16 protein-coding genes and 1 riboswitch are annotated in these 19,447 nt (G+C 57.7%); of the genes, 7 read left to right on the top strand and 9 right to left on the bottom strand.

What is annotated here, in order from left to right:
* Nucleotides 1-302 precede the first annotated feature (302 nt).
* Nucleotides 303-1,154 carry a glutamate racemase gene (gene murI / locus RRF55_RS19995; RefSeq protein ID WP_002883026.1) on the bottom strand — a complete coding sequence of 284 codons (852 nt, stop codon included), beginning with the start codon at nucleotides 1,152-1,154 and terminating at the stop codon, nucleotides 303-305.
* Nucleotides 1,099-2,937: a TonB-dependent vitamin B12 receptor BtuB gene (gene btuB, locus RRF55_RS19990; RefSeq protein WP_032415951.1), complete on the bottom strand. Its 1,839-nt coding sequence runs from the start codon at nucleotides 2,935-2,937 to the stop codon at nucleotides 1,099-1,101. Before btuB ends, murI begins: the two co-directional genes overlap by 56 nt.
* 65 nt (nucleotides 2,938-3,002) lie before the next feature.
* A riboswitch (cobalamin riboswitch) is annotated at nucleotides 3,003-3,189 on the bottom strand.
* 114 nt (nucleotides 3,190-3,303) lie between these two features.
* Between btuB and trmA the strand changes: the two genes are divergently transcribed.
* On the top strand, nucleotides 3,304-4,404 hold the full coding sequence (trmA, locus tag RRF55_RS19985; protein ID WP_002883023.1) for a tRNA (uridine(54)-C5)-methyltransferase TrmA: 1,101 nt from the start codon (nucleotides 3,304-3,306) through the stop codon (nucleotides 4,402-4,404).
* Nucleotides 4,405-4,455: 51 nt separating this feature from the next.
* Here trmA and RRF55_RS19980 read toward each other — a convergent pair whose 3' ends face one another.
* Together RRF55_RS19980 and fabR are read right to left on the bottom strand one after the other, a co-directional pair.
* On the bottom strand, nucleotides 4,456-4,815 hold the full coding sequence (locus RRF55_RS19980; RefSeq protein ID WP_002883021.1) for a YijD family membrane protein: 360 nt from the start codon (nucleotides 4,813-4,815) through the stop codon (nucleotides 4,456-4,458).
* A gap of 15 nt (nucleotides 4,816-4,830) precedes the next feature.
* A complete protein-coding gene (gene fabR, locus RRF55_RS19975) occupies nucleotides 4,831-5,466 on the bottom strand; it encodes an HTH-type transcriptional repressor FabR (protein ID WP_004151856.1) in 636 nt (211 codons plus the stop codon).
* 196 nt (nucleotides 5,467-5,662) lie between these two features.
* On the opposite strand from fabR, the gene sthA reads away from it, so the two are divergent.
* Nucleotides 5,663-7,063, top strand: a complete 1,401-nt coding sequence (sthA, locus tag RRF55_RS19970) for a Si-specific NAD(P)(+) transhydrogenase (protein WP_002883016.1) — start codon at nucleotides 5,663-5,665, stop codon at nucleotides 7,061-7,063.
* On the opposite strand, the gene oxyR is transcribed toward sthA, so the two are convergent.
* The 4 genes from oxyR to argC form a co-directional block, all read right to left on the bottom strand.
* Complete coding sequence (oxyR, locus tag RRF55_RS19965) at nucleotides 7,046-7,963, bottom strand: DNA-binding transcriptional regulator OxyR (RefSeq protein WP_002883015.1); 918 nt, start codon at nucleotides 7,961-7,963, stop codon at nucleotides 7,046-7,048. The genes sthA and oxyR overlap by 18 nt on opposite strands.
* A 259-nt stretch (nucleotides 7,964-8,222) precedes the next feature.
* Nucleotides 8,223-9,596 carry an argininosuccinate lyase gene (gene argH, locus RRF55_RS19960; RefSeq protein WP_004146283.1) on the bottom strand — a complete coding sequence of 458 codons (1,374 nt, stop codon included), beginning with the start codon at nucleotides 9,594-9,596 and terminating at the stop codon, nucleotides 8,223-8,225.
* Between the two features lie 99 nt (nucleotides 9,597-9,695).
* The gene (gene argB, locus RRF55_RS19955; RefSeq protein WP_015959218.1) at nucleotides 9,696-10,472 is read right to left on the bottom strand and encodes an acetylglutamate kinase; all 777 of its coding nucleotides are present in this window, start codon (nucleotides 10,470-10,472) and stop codon (nucleotides 9,696-9,698) included.
* A 6-nt stretch (nucleotides 10,473-10,478) separates the two neighbouring features.
* Nucleotides 10,479-11,483, bottom strand: coding sequence for an N-acetyl-gamma-glutamyl-phosphate reductase (gene argC, locus RRF55_RS19950; RefSeq protein WP_004181637.1), 1,005 nt, complete (start codon nucleotides 11,481-11,483; stop codon nucleotides 10,479-10,481).
* Between the two features lie 113 nt (nucleotides 11,484-11,596).
* On the opposite strand from argC, the gene argE reads away from it, so the two are divergent.
* Together argE and ppc are read left to right on the top strand one after the other, a co-directional pair.
* Nucleotides 11,597-12,748 carry an acetylornithine deacetylase gene (gene argE, locus RRF55_RS19945; RefSeq protein ID WP_004177969.1) on the top strand — a complete coding sequence of 384 codons (1,152 nt, stop codon included), beginning with the start codon at nucleotides 11,597-11,599 and terminating at the stop codon, nucleotides 12,746-12,748.
* 258 nt (nucleotides 12,749-13,006) lie between these two features.
* Complete coding sequence (ppc, locus tag RRF55_RS19940) at nucleotides 13,007-15,658, top strand: phosphoenolpyruvate carboxylase (RefSeq protein ID WP_004181636.1); 2,652 nt, start codon at nucleotides 13,007-13,009, stop codon at nucleotides 15,656-15,658.
* Between the two features lie 43 nt (nucleotides 15,659-15,701).
* On the opposite strand, the gene zinT is transcribed toward ppc, so the two are convergent.
* On the bottom strand, nucleotides 15,702-16,352 hold the full coding sequence (zinT, locus tag RRF55_RS19935; protein ID WP_016530043.1) for a metal-binding protein ZinT: 651 nt from the start codon (nucleotides 16,350-16,352) through the stop codon (nucleotides 15,702-15,704).
* Nucleotides 16,353-16,376: 24 nt separating this feature from the next.
* Here zinT and RRF55_RS19930 point away from each other — a divergent pair, with 24 nt between their 5' ends.
* The 3 genes from RRF55_RS19930 to gldA all read left to right on the top strand — a co-directional run bounded on the left by RRF55_RS19930 (nucleotide 16,377) and on the right by gldA (nucleotide 19,389).
* A complete protein-coding gene (locus RRF55_RS19930; RefSeq protein ID WP_074185302.1) occupies nucleotides 16,377-17,363 on the top strand; it encodes an AraC family transcriptional regulator in 987 nt (328 codons plus the stop codon).
* Nucleotides 17,364-17,568: 205 nt separating this feature from the next.
* Entirely contained in the window at nucleotides 17,569-18,231 is a 663-nt protein-coding gene (fsa, locus tag RRF55_RS19925) for a fructose-6-phosphate aldolase (RefSeq protein WP_004177977.1), read from the top strand.
* Nucleotides 18,232-18,285: 54 nt separating this feature from the next.
* A complete protein-coding gene (gene gldA / locus RRF55_RS19920; RefSeq protein ID WP_004146274.1) occupies nucleotides 18,286-19,389 on the top strand; it encodes a bifunctional L-1,2-propanediol dehydrogenase/glycerol dehydrogenase in 1,104 nt (367 codons plus the stop codon).
* The last annotated feature ends 58 nt before the right edge of the window (nucleotides 19,390-19,447 follow it).

Raw genomic sequence — 19,447 nt, 5'->3', positions numbered from 1 at the left:
ATGTCACTTTGAGTGCCCACACAGATTGTCTGATAAATTGTTAAAGAGCAGTTGCAACGCGGCTTTCAGCTCACCGTTGCGAGGTCCCGTATAATACGTTTTCCTCATTCAGAGTCAAGCCCTTATTTTGCTTTTCTCTGTCAGTTTTTAGCGCTGAACTTCACCGCTAAAACCCTGCTGACCCGGCGGCTTGCTTGCCGTTGTTCCGTGTCAGTGGAGGCGCATTATAGGGAGTTCTGAGACGTTGACAAGCCCTGTTTTCAAAAAATTATTCAACCGTCTCTTTTTTGTGCAAAACGCCCTTAGAGCGGTAATTTTTCCAGCGTCGAGAAGCCATAGCGACGCAGAACGGGTAAAAGCTGTTCTGTTTCTGCCGTCAGCGCCATGCAGAATGCTTTATTCTCGTCGCTGGACTTCGCATCCGGCGCTTCATGCTCTAACAGCCAGGCGGTGCGACGGGCAATCGCCGCGCCAGAATCGATCAGCCGCGTGCCTTCCGGCAGAACGCGCTGCAGCTCCTCCTGTAAAAGAGGAAAATGGGTGCAGCCCAGCACCACCGTATCCGGCGGCTCCTGCATCCGCAGCCACGGGCGCAGGATACGGCGCAGCTCTTCTAACGGCACAGGCTCGCCGTGCAGCTTCGCTTCCGCCAGCTCCACCAGCTCCGCCGACCCCAGCATTTCAATCCGACATTCATTGGCAAAGCGGTCGATCAGCTCACGGGTATAAGGACGCTTTACGGTACCGCGCGTCGCCAGCAGGCCAACAATGCCGTTCGCCGTTAAACGGGCGGCGGGCTTGATCGCCGGCACCACGCCAACGACGGGGAAAGCGAACTTTTCACGCAGGGCAGGCAGGGAGACGGTACTGGCGGTATTGCAGGCGATCACCGCCAGCGCCAGGGGATAACGCTGCTGGACAGCAGTGACGATTTCCACAACGCGCTCAACGATAAACTCCTCGCTCTTCTCGCCATAGGGGAAGGCAACGTTATCGAAAGCATAGATGTAATGCAGATTCGGCAGCAGCTGCCGAATCTCATTATAAACCGACAACCCACCGACGCCGGAATCAAACACCAGCACGGTGGGACGTGGATCAGAAGGTGTAGCTGCCAGACAAGGTGTATTCCCGTCCTGCAGATTGGTAGCCATAAACTGTCTCGTAATCTTTATCGAACAGGTTGGCTATTTTACCACGAACTGTCAGGTGTGAGGTGACGGGATACGATAAACCGACATCCCAGAGGCTCAACCCACCCATATTGACGGTACGCGAGTTGTCGTAGTCATAATCGTAACGCTTGCCGATGTAGTGATACGTCACATCCCACCCCAGATCGTAGACCTGGCCGTTCAGCTCGTATTTCACCTGCTGCTTCGCCCGGCGATAGAGGATCTTATTGGTTTCATCATCGCGAGGGTCAACATACTGCAGCGTCAGATGGTGCTCCACCGGCCCGGTGGTTATATTCCCCGTCCACTCCAGCCCCTTAATCGTCGCCGACTTGACGTTGTAATAGGCGTTGTTGTCGTAATCGATGAGGTTTTGAATCTCATAGCGATACGCGGAGAGGCGCCAGTCGACCGGCCCCGTTAACCCTTCAAGGCCCGCTTCCCATTGCTTCGACTCCTCTGGCTTCAGATTCGGGTTAGAGGCGATGCCAAAGCGTTCTGCCCCGTACTGCTGCCCGAGGGAGGGGGCGAGGAATCCTGTGCCGTACGAGAGCGTTGTCCGATAACCGTCGATAAATTCCCAGCCTGCGGCCGTCTGCCAGGTACCGTGCCAGCCAAACTGCTCGTCATGATCCTCACGGCCGGAAGCTTCCAGCGTCACGCTGTCAATCTGCTGCTGTCCCGTCAGATAAAGACCGGTGGTGTCACGCTTATACACGTCGGTACTGGTCGTTCCGCTGGATTTCAGCTTCTCTTGTTTCCAGTCAACGCCGCCGCTCACTGCCCCATGGCCTACCACAACATTATTTCCCCACTGGATATAGCGCTGTTCCATATCATCCAGGGTGGTGCCCGCGGCATAGCGGCCAGCGTCGCTGCTGTAGTTGTAATCTTTGATGCGCTGATAGTTAGCAATCAGCTGGGAGGAGTAAATTCCGGAGTGGTAGTGCAGACCGGTATCCCAGGATTGGGTATAGGATTGATCTTCATCGTTTCCACCTGCGTAGCCCCAGTTACCCTGGTCATAGTCAGCGTTGGCGGAATAACCATAGCCGCGGAAGAACCCCGAGAAGTTGTCATCGAACTGATGCTGTACCCCGCCCCACAGCATTTTATTGCGGTAGCCGTCGCGATCGCTGTCGCCGCTGTAAGAGGAATTCGGCTGGACGTTAAACCCTTTGGTGGTCTGATAGGCGCCAGCAGCGGTAACCAACGTATCGCCAAACCGCTTGTTAAAGGCGCCGTCATAGGACTGATAGCCGTTCGTACCCGCGCCAGCGTTGATCTGCGAACGCTCAGCGTCGGTCATGGTGATGATGTTCACCACCCCGCCGATCGCTCCGGAGCCGTACACCGCGGAGCGCGGGCCGCGGATGTATTCCACCCGCTGGACCAGTGAGATAGGGATCTGACTGATATCTACGCCGTTGGAGATCCCCGGACGCGCCATCGGCACACCGTCGATCAGCACCAGCACGTGACGAGCCTCCGTCCCCCGAACATACAGCGAAGCGCTCTGCCCCATGCCGCCGTTGCGGGCAATATCAACGCCGGGAAGACGACGCATGACATCGTTTAAATCTTTGGACTGCCAGCGGTCGATGTCATCGCGCGTCACAATGTCGGTCGGCGCCAGCACGGTATTGACCGGCTGTTGAAAACGGTTTGCTGTCACCACCAACGTATCTGAATTGCTATCCTGCGCCCAGCCGGAAAATGCCGTGACGGATAAGGCCGCCATCAGCGAAGCTTTTTTAATCATTGTAAAAGCATCCGAAACAGAAAAAGGATGCCGCAGGTTTTATCAGTTGCTCGCGACGATAAAACCCAGTGCGACGTATTCCGGCAGGTCTTCGGGCTTGGAGGCTGTTTCAAGAAATAATGACTTCCCACGGCTAGCCGCAGTGTCTGCACCGAGTGCGCTCATTTCTCACCTTCCTTACCGCTGCGCGTCAGCCCCAGATTTCCACTGGGTTCCCTTTTAACTCACAGGACCGGTAGGCGAATGCTACAATCAGAACCATATAGATGTCCAGACTGCTAATTATATTTCCCGCGGCATTCGAGGCTGGACATCCCCGGCGCTTTCCCTACAATCCCCGCGTACTTATTTTATTCAGGATACATCATGACCCCCGAACACCTTCCTACCGAACAATACGAAGCGCAGCTGGCAGAAAAAGTCGTCCGTTTGCAAACCATGATGGCGCCTTTTGCCGCGCCGGTTCCGGAAGTGTTTCGTTCGCCGGTCAGCCACTACCGTATGCGCGCCGAGTTCCGTCTGTGGCACGATGGCGACGATCTGTACCATATTATTTTCGATCAGCAGACCCGGTCGCGGATTCGCGTTGACAGCTTCCCGGCCGCCAGCGCGCTGATCAATCAGCTGATGACCGCCATGCTGGAGGGCGTACGCAACAATCCCGTGCTACGCCAGAAGCTGTTCCAGATTGACTATCTGACCACCCTCAGCAACCAGGCGGTCGTTTCGCTGCTGTATCATAAAAAGCTGGACGATGCCTGGCGTGAGCAAGCGGAGGCGCTGCGTGACGCCCTGCGAGCCCAGGGGCTCAATGTGCATCTGATTGGGCGGGCGACCAAAACTAAAATCGAGCTCGATCAGGATTATATAGATGAACGCCTGCCGGTTGGCGGGCGGGAGATGATCTACCGTCAGGTGGAAAACAGCTTTACCCAACCGAACGCGGCCATGAACATTCAGATGCTGGAGTGGGCACTGGATGTCACCAAAGGGGCGACTGGCGACCTGCTGGAATTGTACTGCGGCAACGGTAACTTCTCGCTGGCGCTGGCGCGTAATTTCGATCGCGTATTGGCCACCGAAATCGCCAAACCGTCGGTGGCGGCGGCGCAGTACAACATCGCCGCTAACCATATCGACAACGTGCAGATTATCCGCATGGCGGCGGAAGAGTTTACTCAGGCGATGAACGGGGTGCGGCAGTTCAACCGGCTGCAGGGTATCGATCTGCATAGCTATCAGTGCGAAACCATCTTCGTCGATCCACCGCGCAGCGGGCTGGACAGCGAGACGGAAAAAATGGTGCAGGCCTATCCGCGTATTTTGTATATTTCGTGCAACCCGGAAACGCTGTGTCGCAATCTGGAAACGCTAAGTCAGACGCACAACGTTACCCGGCTGGCGCTGTTCGACCAGTTCCCGTATACCCATCACATGGAGTGCGGCGTCCTGCTGACCCGCAAATAGGCCCAAAAAAACCGGCAACGTCATATTGCCGGTTTTTTTACCGCTGGCGGCTTACTCGGCTGCGGTATCTTTGCGGTTACGCATCTTGTAGCCGATCCAGAAGACCATCGCGACGGACAGAACGGCCGGGAAGAAGTTAGAACCGATATCCGGGTACTCCGCACGCACGACGGTGCTGTACAACAGCACCCCGAGAATAAAAAAGGCGGCGGCCAGGCCCGGTAGCCCAACGGGCATACTGCGATTCTGATAGCGCTGATGCAGACAGTAGACCGTCAGCAGCAGGGATAAAATGGGGAAGACGGAAAACGGAACTATCGAACTGAACAGCGCCGCAAAGGCGCCATTAATGGATAACCCGGCAATCAGCGCCAGCAGCAGCGTACCTTTATCTTGAACTGAGTGTTTCATTGCTCGTCCTTCACGTTATTCGGAATGATGTGACATTTTTTCTTGTTCACGGCGATACCAGTAATACGCGCCTTTCGAGATCATTCGAAGCTGCAGTACCAACCGTTCCTCCAGCTGCCGGCGCTGCTCAGGGCCGACATCCAGCGCTTCCGCGCCAGCGCTAAAAACGATGGTGACCATAGCTTCAGCCTGCGCTTCGGTAAAGGCGCGCGGCATATGGTTTTCGAGTTCTAAATAGTCGGCGAGTTCCGCAATAAAGTGCTGGATCTCGCGTGCGACGGCGGCGCGAAACGCCGCAGAAGTTCCCGAGCGCTCGCGCAGCAGCAGGCGGAAGGCGTTCGGGTTGTTACCGATAAATTCCATAAAGGTGGAGACCGAGGTGCGGATCACGCTGCCGCCTTTGGCTATCCGCTGGCGCGCCTGGCGCATCAGCTGGCGCAGCATCAGTCCGCTCTCATCGACCATCGTCAGGCCCAGCTCATCGACGTCGCGAAAATGACGATAAAAGGACGTCGGCGCGATCCCTGCTTCCCGTGCCACTTCACGCAAGCTCAGGCTGGCGAAACTCCGCTCAGCGCTAAGTTGGCTGAATGCCGCTTCCACCAGCGAACGGCGGGTTTTTTCTTTTTGTTGTGCTCTTACGCCCATCACGATGTATGAATCCTTCCAATAGCCCTGCTGGCACTATACCAGAGATTAAAACTAATCGGTTTGCCCTGGATTGTGAATGATTGTTTACGAGCCGTTTCTGCTTTTATGCTGCAAAAAAGCACAACGATAATTGGGTTAAAGCGCAGCGAATGTTATCATCGTGTTTATTTTATGTATAAAACAGGTGAGTAATGCCATGTCACACTCTTGGGATTATGATGCAATAGTGATTGGTTCCGGTCCTGGCGGGGAAGGCGCCGCCATGGGACTGGTGAAACAGGGAGCACGCGTTGCCGTCATCGAGCGCTACCATAATGTCGGCGGCGGTTGCACCCACTGGGGCACCATCCCGTCGAAAGCCCTCCGCCATGCCGTCAGCCGTATTATCGAGTTTAACCAAAACCCCCTCTACAGCGATCACTCCCGCCTTCTTCGCTCTTCTTTCGCCGACATCCTTAACCATGCCGACAGCGTCATCAACCAGCAGACTCATATGCGCCAGGGATTCTATGAGCGCAACCACTGTGAAATTCTGCAGGGCAATGCCCACTTCGTGGATGAGCATACTCTGGCGCTGGAGTGCCATGACGGCACGGTCGAGACTGTGACCGCGGAGAAATTCGTTATCGCCTGCGGATCGCGCCCCTACCATCCGGCGGATGTCGATTTCCACCACCCGCGCATCTATGACAGCGATTCGATTCTCAGCCTGCAGCATGAGCCGCGCCATGTGATCATTTACGGCGCCGGGGTGATCGGTTGTGAATATGCGTCGATCTTCCGCGGCATGGAGGTGAAGGTCGATCTGATCAACACCCGCGATCGTCTGCTGGCCTTCCTCGATCAGGAGATGTCAGACTCGCTCTCTTATCACTTCTGGAACAGCGGCGTGGTTATTCGCCACAACGAGGAGTATGAGAAAATTGAAGGGGTGGATGACGGGGTGATCATGCACCTGAAGTCCGGCAAAAAGCTGAAGGCCGATTGCCTGCTGTACGCTAACGGCCGCACCGGCAACACCGACACCCTGGCGCTGGAAAATATCGGTCTGCAGACCGACAGCCGCGGTCAGCTGAAGGTCAACAGCATGTATCAGACCGCCCTCCCGCACATCTATGCGGTTGGCGATGTCATCGGCTATCCAAGCCTGGCTTCTGCCGCTTACGATCAAGGACGCATTGCCGCCCAGGCGCTGGTGAAAGGCGAAGCCTCAGCGCATCTGATTGAAGATATCCCGACCGGGATCTATACCATTCCGGAAATCAGCTCCGTCGGGAAAACCGAGCAGCAGCTGACGGCGATGAAAGTGCCGTATGAGGTGGGCCGCGCCCAGTTTAAACACCTGGCGCGGGCGCAAATCGTCGGTATGAGCGTTGGTACGCTGAAGATCCTGTTCCATCGTGAAACCAAGGAGATCCTTGGCATTCACTGCTTTGGCGAGCGCGCGGCCGAAATTATTCATATCGGCCAGGCGATCATGGAGCAGAAAGGCGGTGGCAACACCATTGAGTACTTCGTCAACACCACCTTTAACTACCCGACCATGGCGGAAGCGTACCGGGTTGCCGCGCTGAACGGCTTAAACCGCCTGTTTTAACGCCTTGTCGAAATGGCCATCCATCGTGCCGCGGATGGCCTCCGCCAGATGTTCATAGCGGCTGCGCAGCGGGGAGCCCGGACGATAAACCAGACCGATGGTGCGTCTTGGCTCTGGCTTAATGCACGGCAGGTAGACTACGCCATCGCGTTTTCTCTCCTGCGGCACCGCCAGCGCCGGCAGCAGGGTAATGCCGCTGCCTGCCGCCACCATATTGCGCAGCGTTTCCAGGCTGGTCGCGCGGAAGTGGGTATCCTCATCCGCCCCCGCTTCAAAGCAGAAGCCCATCGCCTGATCGCGCAGGCAGTGGCCATCCTCCAGCATCAGCAGCTTTTCACCGGCCAGATCCGACATCGGCACCCGATCGCGGTTCGCCCACGGATGATCTTCATAGATAGCCAACATCATCGGCTCATCGAACAGCGGCACCTCGATAAAGGCCTCGCTCTCTTTGACCAGCGCCAGGATGGCGCAGTCGAGCTTACCGCTGTCGAGCTGAGCCAGCAGCTGATGGGTCTGCGCTTCGTGCAGATACATTTCCAGCTTCGGGAAGGTCTGATGCAGCATCGGAATGATGTGCGGCAGCAGGTACGGGCCAATTGTCGGGATCAGGCCGATATGCAGCGGCCCGGACATGGTTTCCCCTTGTTGGCTTGCCATTTCCTTGAGCACTTTTACTTCGCGTAACACGGTACGCGCCTGATCCACCAGCAACAGCCCCGCCTGGGTAAACAGAACCTTACGGCTGGTGCGCTCCAGCAGCATGACGCCAAGCTCATCCTCCAGCTTGCGGATCTGTCCGCTGAGCGTCGGTTGGCTCACATGGCATGAGTCAGCCGCCCGCCGGAAGTGGCGGTGTTCGGCGAGCGCTACCAGGTATTCAAGATCGCGAATATTCATTATTCATCCTCCATCGCCACGATAGTCCATGGCGATAGATAGCATAGCAACGAACGATTATCCCTATCAAGTTTTCTGTTCAATAATACGCCCATAAAGACGGTCTACCTGTGAAAATCACTGACCCGTCACACTGTTTCTCTACCCGAACAACTAAAGCCAACGTGAACTTTTGCGGACCTTGCGTCCGCTTTTTTTTTGCATAAAAAACCCGGCGTCGCTGGGCTTGGCCGGGTCAGGGAGGGCAGATATCTAAGGATTAGCTTAAACGAGCCTTCGCCTCGTTGATAGCCTGGGCTACCTGCTGCGGCGAGACGCCGCCTTTCGCTGCGCGTTTCTCAAGACAGGACTGCAGCGACAGGATCGGATACACATCGTCCGCAATCACTGGGCTGAATTTCTGCAGATCGGCCAGGGTCAGCGCTTCCAGCGGTTTCCCTTGCGCAATGGCTTCCACTACCGCTTCACCGACAATATGGTGCGCCTCGCGGAACGGTACGCCTTTCGCCACCAGATAATCCGCCAGCTCAGTGGCGTTGGCATAGCCCTGCTGCGCCGCTTCCGCACAGCGCGGGCGTTTTACCTGAATGCCGTCCAGCACCAGGGCCGCCATATGCAGGCAGTCGAGCCAGGTATCCAGGGCGTCGAAAAGCCCCTCTTTATCTTCCTGCATGTCTTTGTTGTAGGCCAGCGGCAGTCCTTTCAGCGTCATCATCATGCCGGTCAGCGCACCCTGCACGCGGCCGCATTTGCCACGGATAAGCTCCAGGGCGTCCGGGTTTTTCTTCTGCGGCATCAGCGAGGAGCCGGAGGTCACGCGGTCGGAAAGCTCGACGAAGTTCGCCTCGCCGGAGTTAAAGAAAATCAAATCTTCCGCAAAGCGCGACAGATGCACCATGCCGATAGCCGCATCGGAAAGCAGCTCCAGCACATGATCGCGATCGGACACGCTGTCGAGGCTGTTGCGGGTGGCGGAGGCAAAGCCCAGCCAGCCGGCCAGCTGCTCGCGGTCGATCTCATACGCCGTCCCCGCCAGCGCGCCGCAGCCCAGCGGGCTGACGTCGAGGCGCTTCAGCGCGTCCTGCAGACGGCTTTCGTCACGCGCCAGCATTTCAACGTAGGCCAGACACCAGTGCGCGAACGTCACCGGCTGGGCGCGCTGCAGGTGGGTGTACCCCGGCATTACCGCGTCCTGATTCTGCTGGGCGGTCTCCACCAGCGCGCTCTGCAGCTGGCGGTTCGCCGAGAGCAGTTCGACAACGGTATCTTTGCACCACAGTTTAAGATCGGTGGCGACCTGGTCGTTACGGCTGCGCCCGGTGTGCAGTTTCTTGCCCAGCTGGCCCACTTTATCGATCAGCTTGCCTTCCACCCAGCTGTGAATATCTTCGGCATCGCTGGCGAGGATTTGCTGCGGATTGGCGCGCACCTCTTCCAGCAGCACGTTCAACGCTTCTTCAAGCTGCTGCTGTTCAGCGGCACTCAGAACGCCGACCGTTACCAGCGCTTTCGACCAGGCGACAGAGCCAACGATATCCTGCTCCGCCAGACGATAGTCGAAGCGCAACGAGTCGTTGAACTGTTTGAACCGTTGATCTGCTGCCTGTGTAAAACGCCCGCCCCAAAGTGCCATAACATGCTTCCTTTATTCGTTAGTTCCGCCGGCGGCATTGTGCCGCCCGGCCTACGGTCTTGTAAGCCCGGCAGACGACGCGCCGCCGGGCATGAAATCTTAAGCCAGAATACGTGTGCCGATCGGCGTGCCGTTAAATAACGCCGGCAGCTGCTCGGCGTGACGCCAGGAGGCGATATCCACCGGACGACCCAGAGCACGTGCGGCGTCAAGGGCCGCATTCACTTTAACAATCATGCCGTCGGTGATAATCCCCTGCTCGATCAGCTGCTCCGCTTTCTCGGCGGTCATCTCGGCAATGCGCTGCCCTTTACCGTCGAGGATACCGCTAACGTCAGACAACAGGATCAGATCCGCCCCCAGGGTGGCCGCCAGCGCTGTCGCCGCCTGGTCAGCGTTGACGTTCATCAGCTGGCCTTCATCGGTCACCCCGATAGAGCTCACCACCGGCAGGTAACCGCCGGCCAACAGGGTGTTGATCAGCGTCGGGGAGCCCGGCTGCGCCAGCCCGACATGGCCCAGCTCAGCATCCAGCTGCGTCACCTTCACGCTATCGCCATCGCCGAGGAACAGGCCTACCGAGGAAATACCATGTTTTTTCGCCCACGCCAGCAGCGTCTTGTTGGCGGTTCCCGCCAGCGCGCCGGTGATGATGTCGATTTGCTCAGCCGGCGTAACGCGCAGGCCATTTTTCTTCTGCACCGGCAGGTTGAGCTGCTTCATCAGCTCATCCACCACGCAGCCGCCGCCGTGGACGATAATCAGCGGACGCTGGTGCGCTTCACGGTAGTTAACCAGCGCGGTAAACAGGCGCTCCAGCGCTTCTTCGCTATCGAGTAATACGCCGCCAAGTTTGATAATTAATGGGTTCATCATCACACCTTAAATAAGAGACTGCGTCTCAGCGAAGCCGAAACGAATATTCGCGCACTGCACCGCCTGCGCTGCGGCGCCTTTCAGCAGGTTATCCTCTGCCGCGACGACGATGAGATGATCGTCCTGCACGGCAAAACCGATATCACAGAATGGCAGGCCTTCGACGCTTTTCAAAGCGGGCACGCCTTTATCATATAAACGTACCAGTGGTTTATCGGCGTAAGCCTGCTGGTAAACCGCCGCGATCTGCGCATGGCCGACGCCCGGCTTCAGGCGGCAGGTAATGGTTTCCAGGATGCCGCGCTTAAAATTACCCAGGTGCGGGGTAAAAATTACCTTTGCCCCGAGGTGGCTGGCAATCTCCGGCTGATGGCGATGGTTAAATATGCCGTACGGCTGCAGGCTAACTTCACAGAAGCTGTTGCCGATCGCGGCCTTACGACCCGCGCCGCTCACCCCGCTGGTAGCGTTGATTACCGGCCACTGGTTGAGATCCAGCAGATTGGCCTCAATCAGCGGCTTCAGCGACAGCTGCGCCGCCGTCGGATAGCAGCCTGGCACTGCGATTAACTGCGCGTCTTTAAGCGCATCCGCGCTCCACTCCGCCAGACCATACACCGCCTGTTTGAGCAGGTCGGGATGCTGATGAGTGAAACCGTAATATTTTTCGTAGAACGCCCCATCGTTAACGCGGAAGGCACCGGAGAGATCGAACACCACGCAGCCAGCGGCAAGGAACTGCGGCGCCAGATCGTGACTCACTTCGTGCGCGGTGGCGAGAAACACCACGTCCACGCCAGCGCTGAATTCGCTGATATCGGACATCGGCTGCAGCGGCATATCGACAATGCCTTTGAGCTGCGGATGCAGGTCGGAAATTAATTTTCCCGCATCATTGCTTTGCGCGGAGACCGTCAAAGCGGTTATGTTCATATGCGGATGACGATTGATATAGGTCACCAGCTCTGCGCCGGCATAACCACTGGCACCCACAATCAGCGTATTTAACATTGGAAGCGCATCTCCTTACATTCGATGGGTTTTCTTACGCTCAACGATATTGTATTTTTATTCACAATAAATGCATGAATATTGATACTATCACGACCCAAGGTGTGTCAACAATGAAAAACAATTTACCGCCCTTTATCGAGATTTACCGCGCGTTGATCGCCACACCGTCCATCAGCGCGACTGAAGAGGCTCTCGATCAAAGCAATGAGTCTTTAATCAATTTGCTGGCAGGCTGGTTCCGCGATCTCGGCTTCAATGTTGAGATACAGCCGGTGCCGGATACGCGCCATAAATTCAACCTGCTGGCCAGCACCGGACACGGCGCCGGCGGCCTGCTGCTCGCCGGGCATACCGATACCGTGCCGTTCGATGATGGCCGCTGGACGCGCGACCCGTTCACCCTCACCGAACACGATAACAAGCTCTACGGCCTCGGCACGGCCGATATGAAAGGCTTCTTCGCCTTTATTCTCGACGCCCTGCGCGATGTCGACGTCACCACGCTGAAAAAGCCGCTGTATATTCTGGCCACCGCCGACGAAGAGACCAGCATGGCCGGCGCGCGCTACTTTGCCGAAACCACCCGGCTGCGCCCGGACTGCGCCATCATCGGCGAGCCCACCTCCCTGCAGCCGATCCGCGCCCATAAAGGCCATATGTCCAACGCGATCCGTATTCAGGGCCAGTCCGGCCACTCCAGCGATCCGGCGCGCGGGGTCAACGCGATTGAGCTGATGCACGACGCCATCGGCCGGATTATGCAGTTGCGCGATCTGCTTAAAGAGCGCTATCACTTCGAGGCGTTTACGGTCCCTTACCCAACCCTCAACCTGGGCGCTATCCATGGCGGCGATGCCTCAAACCGTATCTGCGCCTGCTGTGAACTGCATATGGATATCCGCCCGCTGCCGGGGATGACCCTAAACGATCTTAATGGTCTGTTGGGCGAGGCGCTGGCCCCGGTCAGCGAACGCTGGCCGGGCCGCCTGACGGTCTCTGAGCTGCATCCGCCGATCCCCGGCTACGAGTGCCCGCCGGACCATAAGCTGGTGCAGGTGGTCGAGAAACTGCTTGGCGCGCAGACCGACGTGGTGAATTACTGCACCGAAGCGCCGTTTATCCAGACGCTGTGTCCGACGCTGGTTCTCGGCCCGGGCTCCATCAATCAGGCCCATCAGCCTGACGAGTATCTGGAGACGCGCTTTATCAAGCCGACCCGGGAGCTGATTAGCCAGGTGGTTCATCACTTCTGCTGGCACTAAAATCGCCCTCTTTTTCCGCCCCGTTCTCCCGGGGCGGAACGGTGACGATCGTCACATTTCCATAAGCGATGCTTATCCAGCGCTCCCTGAATTAAATTTCGCAAATTACGGCGATTTACTCGTTTGCTGAAGCGATTTCGCAGTAATTGACGTGGGGGTATTTACGTGGCTTTATAAAAGACGGGTTGCTTATCCGTTGCTCACGTTCCAGCGCAGCGGATATAACAAAATAAAATGAGATGGGGTGTCTGGGGTAACATGAACGAACAATATTCCGCATTGCGTAGTAATGTCAGTATGCTCGGCAAGGTGCTGGGCGATACCATCAAGGATGCATTGGGAGAAAATATTCTTGATCGTGTCGAAACTATCCGTAAGTTGTCCAAATCTTCACGCGCCGGCAACGAAGCTAACCGCCAGGAGCTGCTGACCACGCTGCAGAATTTGTCAAACGACGAACTGCTGCCGGTGGCCCGTGCCTTCAGCCAGTTTCTGAATCTGGCCAACACCGCTGAGCAGTACCACAGCATTTCGGCGAATGGCGAAGCGGCCAGCAATCCGGAAGTCATTGCGCGTACCCTGAGAAAGCTCAAAGACCAACCCAATCTCAACGAAGAGACCATCAAACAAGCGGTGGAATCGCTGTCTCTGGAGCTGGTGTTAACCGCCCACCCGACCGAGATCACCCGCCGGACGCTGATCCATAAAATGGTGGAAGTGAACAACTGCCTTAAGCAGTTGGACAACAAAGATATCGCTGACTACGAGCACCATCAGCTAATGCGCCGTCTGCGCCAGCTGATCGCCCAGTCGTGGCATACCGATGAAATTCGTAAGCACCGCCCTTCCCCGGTCGATGAAGCCAAATGGGGCTTCGCGGTGGTGGAAAACAGCCTGTGGGAAGGGGTGCCTAACTATCTGCGCGAGCTGAACGAACAGCTGGAAGCCAACCTTGGCTATCAGCTGCCGGTGGACTTCGTCCCGGTGCGTTTCACCTCGTGGATGGGCGGCGACCGCGACGGCAACCCGAACGTGACTGCCGACATCACCCGCCACGTGCTGCTGCTCAGCCGCTGGAAAGCGACCGACCTGTTCCTCAAAGACGTGCAGGTGCTGATCTCCGAGCTGTCGATGGTGGAGTGTACCGACGAGCTGCGCGCCCTGGCTGGCGCCGAGGGCGCTCAGGAACCGTACCGTTATCTGATGAAAAAACTGCGCTCTCAGCTGATGGAGACCCAGGCCTGGCTGGAAGCGCGCCTGAAAGGCCAGAAGCTGCCGAAACCGGCGGGACTGATCACTCAGAACGAGCAGCTGTGGGAGCCGCTGTACGCCTGCTATAAATCGCTGCAGGCCTGCGGCATGGGCATTATCGCCAACGGCGAGCTGCTCGACACCCTGCGCCGCGTGAAGTCTTTCGGCGTACCGCTGGTGCGTATTGATATTCGTCAGGAAAGCACCCGCCATACCGAAGCGCTGGGTGAAATGACCCGTTACCTCGGGATCGGCGACTACGAAAGCTGGTCGGAAGCCGACAAACAGGCTTTCCTGATCCGCGAACTGAATTCCAAACGTCCGCTGCTGCCGCGCCAGTGGGAGCCAAGCGAAGAGACGCGTGAAGTTCTCGACACCTGCAAGGTGATCGCCGAGGCGCCGCGCGGATCGATCGCCGCCTACGTGATCTCGATGGCGAAAACGCCGTCCGATGTGCTGGCGGTTCATCTCCTGCTGAAAGAAGCCGGGATTGGCTTTGCTCTGCCGGTGGCCCCGCTGTTCGAAACGCTGGATGACCTCAACAACGCCAACGACGTCATGACCCAGCTGCTGAATATCGACTGGTACCGCGGCTTTATCCAGGGCAAGCAGATGGTCATGATCGGCTACTCTGACTCCGCTAAAGATGCCGGCGTGATGGCCGCCTCCTGGGCGCAGTACCAGGCGCAGGACGCGCTGATCAAAACCTGCGAAAAAGCCGGTATTGAACTGACGCTGTTCCACGGTCGCGGCGGCTCTATCGGCCGCGGCGGCGCGCCGGCCCACGCCGCGCTGCTCTCGCAGCCGCCGGGAAGCCTGAAAGGCGGTCTGCGCGTTACCGAGCAGGGCGAGATGATCCGCTTTAAGTACGGCCTGCCGGAAGTCACCATCAGCAGCCTGTCGCTGTATACCAGCGCCATTCTGGAAGCCAACCTGCTGCCGCCGCCGGAGCCGAAAGCAGAATGGCGCGACATCATGGCCGAGCTGTCCGACGTGTCGTGCAAGATGTATCGCGGCTACGTGCGTGAAAACAAAGATTTCGTCCCTTACTTCCGCTCTGCGACCCCGGAGCAGGAGCTGGGCAAACTGCCGCTGGGTTCGCGTCCGGCAAAACGTCGTCCAACCGGCGGCGTCGAGTCGCTGCGCGCCATTCCGTGGATCTTCGCCTGGACCCAGAACCGCCTGATGCTGCCGGCCTGGCTGGGCGCTGGCGCTGCGCTGCAGAAGGTGGTCGAAGGTGGAAAACAGAGTGAACTGGAAGCCATGTGTCGCGACTGGCCGTTCTTCTCTACCCGCCTCGGCATGCTGGAGATGGTTTACTCGAAGGCCGACCTGTGGCTGGCGGAGTACTACGATCAGCGCCTGGTGAAGCCGGAGCTGTGGGCGCTGGGTTCCGAGCTGCGCAAGCTGCTGGCTGCCGATATCAACGTCGTGCTGGCCATCGCCAACGACTCCCATCTGATGGCCGACCTGCCGTGGATCGCCGAGTCTATCCAGCTGCGTAATATCTATACCGACCCGCTGAACGTCCTGCAGGCGGAACTGCTGCACCGTTCACGCCAGGCTGAAGAAGAGGGCAAGGACCCGGATCCGCGCGTTGAACAAGCGCTGATGGTCACCATCGCCGGCGTCGCCGCCGGTATGCGTAACACCGGTTAATCTTTCTCCCCCCGGCCGCCCGGCCGGGGGTTTTCCGCCCGTTCTAGTGGTGCAGCATCTCATCAACGATCTGTTCTTTATGCAGCGCATACGGATAATAGGTCGGCCAGTTATCCATCTCTTTCAGCAACGCCTCCTGTGATTCATTGCCCATGAAAATATGGAAATGCTGTGATTTACGCGGGCCAATGATATGGTCGCTGAATTGCACAAATTTCGGCGCCTTGGCATCGCCCTGCTGGCACTCGAACAGATAACGCACGCCCTTCTTACCGGAGGCGTAATGCAGAATTTTATAGCCTGAATAGCGGTATTTGCAGCTATTGACGGTCTGGCCAACGTGGAACTCAATCACGTCATCTTCAATGCCAATCTGCTCCACAGCGGTGGCGTAGCCCTTCTTATAATAGGCGCGATACTCCTCCACGCTCTTGCCGCCGGGCTTTTTCGCCTTCTGCTCCAGCACCGGATCGAGATCGCCATTGAGCAGATACGGGTTCACCGACTGCCAGACGCCTTCCCAGTCGCTCAGCGCGCGGTCCTGCACATCTTTATCCGCAAAAATGCCTTCGCTGGCCTGACGCTCCACTTCGGTTAACGCCGGGCCATGGCTATGGTTGCCGTGGGCGAACGCCTGGGCGCTGGCTAAAGCCATGCCGAATCCTAAGGCCAGCAGGGGGATCTTTCTGGTCATTACTCTCTCCTGAGTTTGCTATCAATGGCGACAAATTGTTACGATATAACATATCTTATCTGGGAGGCAAGAGCGACAGGCAAGCGCTTTTACCGCTGGAATAATGTCCGGTATGATGAAAAGGGTGATGCGCTGAACGGAAGAATGATGGACAACGATATCAATCAACTTATTGATGCATTGCTAAAAAAGCAGACCAGCCTTGGCCGGGTTTATTTCGCCGGCGAGACGCGCTCGCCTGCTGAGCCGGTGGTGCAGGTGGATTTTCCCCGTCTGAATATCCTCCTCGATGGGCAGTTGCCCGACCAGGCGCTCGGCGATAACGCCCCGCTCCTTGAGGCCCATGACGTGCTCTATATCCCTGGCGATAGCTGGAACTGCCCGCAGTGGCAAGCGCCTTGCCTGCTGTTAAGCATCCTGTTCGCTAAGCAGCAGCTGGAGTGCTCGCTGCAGCACTGGAATGGCAAGGCGATAACTGTTGTCGACAAGCGGCAGGCGCTGCGCCGCGGGCCGCGCGTCGGATCATTTCTGCTGCAGGCGCTCAATGAACTCCGGATGCAACCGCAGGAGCAGCAAACCGCCCGCAGCATCGTCGTCAGCCTGCTCAGCCACTGCCATGATCTTCTCGGCAGCCAGGCGCAAACCTCCTCGCGCAGCCAGGCGTTGTTTGAAGCGATCCGCCAATATATGGACATCCATTATGCGGAACCGCTGAGCCGGGAATCGGTGGCCCAGGCGTTCTACCTCTCTCCCAACTATCTTTCCCATCTGTTCCAGAAATGTGGGCCAATGGGCTTCAATGAATATCTAAACCATATTCGTCTCGAACAGGCCCGTATGCTGCTGAAGGGCCACGATATGAAAGTGAAAGACATCGCCCACGCCTGCGGCTTCGCCGACAGCAACTACTTCTGCCGCCTGTTCCGCAAAACTACGGAACGCTCGCCGTCTGAATACCGCCGCCAGTACCATAGCCAGCTGACGGAAAAAACATCCCCGGTAAAAAACTAGATTTTTGTGTGTTAAACCTGACTTTTGTGCGCGCTATAGTTACCTCCCATCCCAGCCAGCGCCGATAAATGTGATCTAAATCATCCTTAATCACGATGCGTACATTTATCCAGTTTTTGGCAAATTTGTCATCTGGCTATCCTTCGAACGAAAGCCGTATGCTTACCTCAACGACAGCACCGAATTAAGCATTGAGGAAAACACAATGGAACTCTATCTGGATACCGCCAACGTCGCCGAAGTGGAACGCCTGGCCCGCATCTACCCGCTGGCCGGGGTAACCACCAACCCGAGCATTATCGCCGCCGGTAAAGTCCCGGTCTGGGATGTGCTGCCGCGCCTGCAAAAAGCCGTCGGTCCGGAGGGCACCCTCTTTGCGCAGACCATGAGCCGCGACGCGCAGGGCATGGTGGAAGAGGCCAAACGTCTGAGCAATGCCGTGCCGGGCATTGTGGTCAAAATCCCGGTCACCGCCGAAGGGCTCGCCGCTATCAAACTGCTGAAGAAAGAAGGCATCCCGACCCTTGGCACCGCCGTCTACAGCGCTTCGCAAGGCCTGCTGGCCGCGCTGGCCGGCGCAAAGTACGTCGCGCCTTACGTTAACCGCGTCGACGCCCAGGGCGGGGACGGCATCCGCATGGTGCAGGAGCTGCAATCCCTGCTGGAAATGCATGCGCCCGAGAGCAAAGTTCTGGCGGCAAGCTTCAAAACGCCACGCCAGGCGCTGGATTGTCTGCTGGCTGGCTGCGAAGCAATCACCCTTCCACTAGATGTAGCGCAACAAATGCTCGGCACCCCTGCGGTAGAGTCAGCCATAGAGAAGTTTGAACAAGACTGGAATAACGCCTTTGGCACGCTGAATCTGTAACCGGATCCGCGAGCCGCCTGCGGGCGGCGTCACGGTCATCGAGGAGGAATCGAAATGGATCGCATTATTCAATCACCAGGCAAATATATCCAGGGCGCAGGCGCCATCAAGCGCCTCGGCGACTATCTGAAACCGCTGGCCGAGCGCTGGCTGGTGGTCGGTGATAAGTTCGTCCTGGGGTTTGCGGAAGAGATGCTGCGTAAAAGCCTGGCCGACGCTGGCCTGGCGGCCGAAATCGCGCCGTTTGGCGGTGAGTGTTCGCATAATGAAATCAACCGCCTACGCGATATCGCCGGCAACGCGAAGTGCACCGCCGTGCTGGGGATCGGCGGTGGCAAAACCCTGGATACCGCGAAAGCGCTGGCCCACTTTATGAATGTGCCGGTGGCGATCGCCCCCACCATCGCCTCCACCGATGCGCCGTGCAGCGCGCTGTCGGTGATATACACCGACGAAGGGGAATTCGACAGCTACCTGATGCTGCCGCGCAACCCCAACATGGTCATTGTCGATACGCAGATCGTTGCCGGCGCGCCGGCCCGCCTGCTGGCCGCCGGGATTGGCGATGCGCTGGCTACCTGGTTCGAAGCCCGCGCCTGCTCCCGTAGCGGCGCCACCACCATGGCGGGCGGGAAGTGCACCCAGGCGGCGCTGGCGCTGGCCGAGCTATGCTACAACACCTTACTCGAAGAGGGTGAAAAAGCGATGCTGGCCGCCGAACAGCACGTGGTCACCCCGGCGCTGGAGCGGGTGGTGGAAGCCAACACCTATCTGAGCGGCGTGGGTTTCGAAAGCGGTGGTCTCGCGGCGGCGCACGCGATTCATAACGGCATGACGGCCATCCCTGACGCCCATCACTATTATCACGGGGAAAAAGTGGCGTTCGGAACCCTGACGCAGCTGGTGCTGGAAAATGCGCCGGTGGACGAAATAGAGACCGTCGCCGCGCTGTGCCACAGCGTTGGGCTGCCGATCACCCTGGCGCAGCTGGATATCAAAGGTGATATCCCGACCAAAATGCGTCTGGTGGCGGAAGCCGCCTGCGCTGAAGGCGAAACCATTCACAATATGCCGGGCGGCGTTGATTCCGACCAGGTCTACGCCGCGCTGCTGGTGGCCGACCAGTATGGTCAGCGCTTCCTGCAGGAATGGGAATAAACCAGAGCAAAACACCCGGCGACAGCCGGGTGTTTTTTATGCATCTCTGCAGGCCGGA

Origin of the sequence: Klebsiella sp. K47 (genome assembly GCF_051858335.1) — a bacterium.
GTDB lineage: Bacteria > Pseudomonadota > Gammaproteobacteria > Enterobacterales > Enterobacteriaceae > Klebsiella > Klebsiella pneumoniae.
The sequence above is the reverse complement of the archived record's forward strand: the minus strand, read 5'-3'. Positions and strand labels throughout refer to the sequence as shown.

What these genes read in the sequence shown, in the direction of transcription:
- murI (WP_002883026.1), bottom strand. Translation starts at nt 1,154, where the DNA reads ATGGCTACCAATCTGCAGGACGGGAATACACCTTGTCTGGCAGCTACA.
- btuB (WP_032415951.1), bottom strand. Translation starts at nt 2,937, where the DNA reads ATGATTAAAAAAGCTTCGCTGATGGCGGCCTTATCCGTCACGGCATTT.
- trmA (WP_002883023.1), top strand. Translation starts at nt 3,304, where the DNA reads ATGACCCCCGAACACCTTCCTACCGAACAATACGAAGCGCAGCTGGCA.
- RRF55_RS19980 (WP_002883021.1), bottom strand. Translation starts at nt 4,815, where the DNA reads ATGAAACACTCAGTTCAAGATAAAGGTACGCTGCTGCTGGCGCTGATT.
- sthA (WP_002883016.1), top strand. Translation starts at nt 5,663, where the DNA reads ATGTCACACTCTTGGGATTATGATGCAATAGTGATTGGTTCCGGTCCT.
- oxyR (WP_002883015.1), bottom strand. Translation starts at nt 7,963, where the DNA reads ATGAATATTCGCGATCTTGAATACCTGGTAGCGCTCGCCGAACACCGC.
- argH (WP_004146283.1), bottom strand. Translation starts at nt 9,596, where the DNA reads ATGGCACTTTGGGGCGGGCGTTTTACACAGGCAGCAGATCAACGGTTC.
- argB (WP_015959218.1), bottom strand. Translation starts at nt 10,472, where the DNA reads ATGATGAACCCATTAATTATCAAACTTGGCGGCGTATTACTCGATAGC.
- argC (WP_004181637.1), bottom strand. Translation starts at nt 11,483, where the DNA reads ATGTTAAATACGCTGATTGTGGGTGCCAGTGGTTATGCCGGCGCAGAG.
- argE (WP_004177969.1), top strand. Translation starts at nt 11,597, where the DNA reads ATGAAAAACAATTTACCGCCCTTTATCGAGATTTACCGCGCGTTGATC.
- ppc (WP_004181636.1), top strand. Translation starts at nt 13,007, where the DNA reads ATGAACGAACAATATTCCGCATTGCGTAGTAATGTCAGTATGCTCGGC.
- zinT (WP_016530043.1), bottom strand. Translation starts at nt 16,352, where the DNA reads ATGACCAGAAAGATCCCCCTGCTGGCCTTAGGATTCGGCATGGCTTTA.
- RRF55_RS19930 (WP_074185302.1), top strand. Translation starts at nt 16,377, where the DNA reads ATGGCGACAAATTGTTACGATATAACATATCTTATCTGGGAGGCAAGA.
- fsa (WP_004177977.1), top strand. Translation starts at nt 17,569, where the DNA reads ATGGAACTCTATCTGGATACCGCCAACGTCGCCGAAGTGGAACGCCTG.
- gldA (WP_004146274.1), top strand. Translation starts at nt 18,286, where the DNA reads ATGGATCGCATTATTCAATCACCAGGCAAATATATCCAGGGCGCAGGC.